Source organism: Caballeronia sp. M23-90, from assembly GCF_053574605.1.
Genome location: NZ_JBSIPA010000654.1, coordinates 1 through 2670, shown reverse-complemented (window position 1 = coordinate 2670; position 2670 = coordinate 1). Strand labels below are relative to the sequence as shown.

At 61.9% G+C, this 2670-nt stretch carries 3 protein-coding genes; all 3 read right to left on the bottom strand.

Annotated features, from left to right (window positions below):
* Positions 1 to 1460, bottom strand: a 1460-nt coding sequence (locus ACRXB1_RS34190; protein ID WP_449494559.1) for a ribonuclease catalytic domain-containing protein, incomplete at its 3' end; no start/stop codon positions are given.
* A gap of 102 nt (positions 1461 to 1562) precedes the next feature.
* Entirely contained in the window at positions 1563 to 2150 is a 588-nt protein-coding gene (locus ACRXB1_RS34185) for a YqiA/YcfP family alpha/beta fold hydrolase (RefSeq protein WP_449494558.1), read from the bottom strand.
* Positions 2147 to 2670, bottom strand: a 524-nt coding sequence (locus ACRXB1_RS34180) for a glutamate ligase domain-containing protein (RefSeq protein ID WP_449494557.1), incomplete at its 5' end; no start/stop codon positions are given. The genes ACRXB1_RS34185 and ACRXB1_RS34180, both read right to left, overlap by 4 nt.

Below are 2670 nucleotides of genomic sequence, written 5' to 3'. Positions count from 1 at the left end.
TCCTCAATGATCACAGCGTGCCGGGCATTTACCGCTCGCAGCGCGGGCGTGGTCTGCATGCGCGTGCGCTTCGGACCCGGCGCGCTGTGATCATTGAGGAATGCGCCCCACGATGAATTCGCGAGAATCGCCAGTTCGGCCACGATCAGATCGAGCGGCGACCCGCGGCGGCGCGGCGTGATCTCGATGTGTTCGCCTTCCACGTAAAAATTGAAGTCGTTATTGCGCTGCACCTCGCGCCGCAAACCGTAACCGGCACGGGCTTCCTGACGCTTTTCGAACAGCGCCTGCGCGAGCGGCCACAGCACCGCGATGTCATCCTTATGCGGATATTCGCCCGTTCCCGCCGCGAGCGATTCCTCTGTGACATGTTCGTCGAGATAGTTGTGCCGAAGATTGCTCTTCACGAACACGCGTTCTGCACGCGTCTCGCTGGCGACGATCTCCTGCGTTTCCCGGTTCACGATGATGTAAAGCGACAACGCCGGCCGCAACCCGCCTTCGGCAAGCGTGAACGCTTCCACGACGCTGTCCGGCAGCATCGTGATCTTGTCGCCAGGCATGTAGACCGTTGAAAGACGCGTGCGCGCGATGGCATCGATCATGTCGCCGCGCGTAATGCCCAACGCCGGCGCGGCAATATGCACGCCGATACGAACGCGGCCATCGGCGAGATGTTCGACGGAAAACGCGTCATCGATTTCGGTGGTCGTGACGTCATCGATAGAAAACGCCTGAACGTCCGCTTCCGGCAGATCGTCCGGCAACGGCGGCACGGTAACCGGCGCAAAGCCTGTCCCGTGCGGGAAAAATTCGGAGAGAAAACGCGCTTCGTGCAATGCACGCGCCGACGGAATGCCGCCGACTTCCAGCATCAGCCGCGCTTGCGAGATGCCGCGGGTCGCTGCGGCGCCCTCGAGCGCCTTATATTCGATGGAGTTCTTGTCCGGCTTCGTCAGCAAGCCAATTGCCTTGCCGGCAAGCGCTTCGGGCAGTTTGCCGGCGACCAGTTCCTCTTCGTAGCCCGCCTGCACGAGCGCGAGTTGCCGTTTCTTTTCGAGCCCCGCGAGCGCCATCTGCAACTGTTCCTGCGGCGCGCGCTGATATTGGCCACGGCCTTTCCGGCGGAAATACACCGGCGATCCGTGCATGCGCAAGACGAGCGCGGCGCGTTCGGTCGCGCCGAATTTATCGCCGAAATAATCCGCGCCGAGCTCCGCGAACGGAAACTCTTCCTCTGGCGCGCATTCCCACAGGAAATCCAGATCGATGTCCTTCGCGATGGCGTCGGCCTGTTGCATCAAATCGGCGGCATTCGGTTTCTCGAACTCGATCAACACGTCTTTTGCGCGCACCTTCGCGCGCCGTCCGCCCGGCAATTCGACCTGGAATGCATCGTTTGCCTTCGACAAAACAGCGCCGGCCTTGAAACTACCCGATTCCTCGAAAAAAACGTTCACTCAGTACTCTCGAAAGACTGTTGGTCGGCATGGCGTGCAGGCGGGCGTGTTCCCCGGTTGCCAAGCGCCAGGCCAACGAAAAATGGATGCGCTTGAAAAGATTCAGGCCGCGGCTGCCGGCGGCTGGACTGCGCAGAACGCCAGCACGTCATCCAGATAACTGGAAAAGTCGCTGATGGCGTGATTGCTGCCCTGGATCAGCGTGGTTCGCACGCCGGGATAGTGCTCGAGCATGGTGCGGTAATCGAGCACTTCGTCGCCCGTGGCGGCTATCAGATAGTAGCGCTCCGGCTGCGTGATCGATGGTACAGAAAGCGCACGTAATTCATCGATATGCCACGGCTCGACCACGATACTTCCGCCGCCATGCCACAACGGCTGCTCGCCGATATACGCGCTCAAGTCTTCCTGCGGCACGACCGCCGGGTTCAGCAGCACGGCGCGCCAACCGTGCTTTTCGGCGAGCCACGTTGCATAGAACCCGCCAAGCGAACTGCCGACCAGCGTGATGTCTTGGCCGATTGCCTGCGCGGCGAGTGATTCGGCCAACGCGATGGCATCGCGCGGTGAAACCGGCAGCACGGGACAGCACCATTCTTGGCTGAGTCCGAGTTCTTCCAGCCGCGCGCGCATCAATCGAGCCTTGAACGATTGCGGCGATGACCGGAAGCCGTGCAAATAGAGAATCACTCACGCTCCTTCGTGGCAGGACGCGCCGACAATGCATCCAGCAATTTCTGGTGCACGCCGCCGAAGCCGCCATTGCTCATGACCAGCACATGATCGCCCGGTTTCGCCGCCGCGACGACCGACTTCACCAGGAGCGCGAGGTCGTCGAACGCGCGGGCTTTGTCGCCGAGCGGGCTCAACGCCGCTTGCAGATCCCAGCCGAGCTTGTCGCGGCCTTCGTGCGCGCCGTAGCCGAAGATCAGGTCGGCGCCCGCGAGACTGGCGGGCAGTTGCGCTTTCATGGTGCCGAGTTTCATGGTGTTCGAACGCGGTTCCAGCACGGCCAGAATCCGGTTCTTCCCGCCGATACGAGTTCGCAATCCAGCCACCGTCGTTTCGATGGCAGTCGGATGGTGCGCGAAGTCATCGTACACGGTCACGCCGTCGACGCTACCCTTCACTTCCATGCGCCGCTTCACGTTGCGAAACGCTGAGAGCGATTGCGTCGCTTGCGCGGGCGGAACGCCCACCGAGCGCGCCA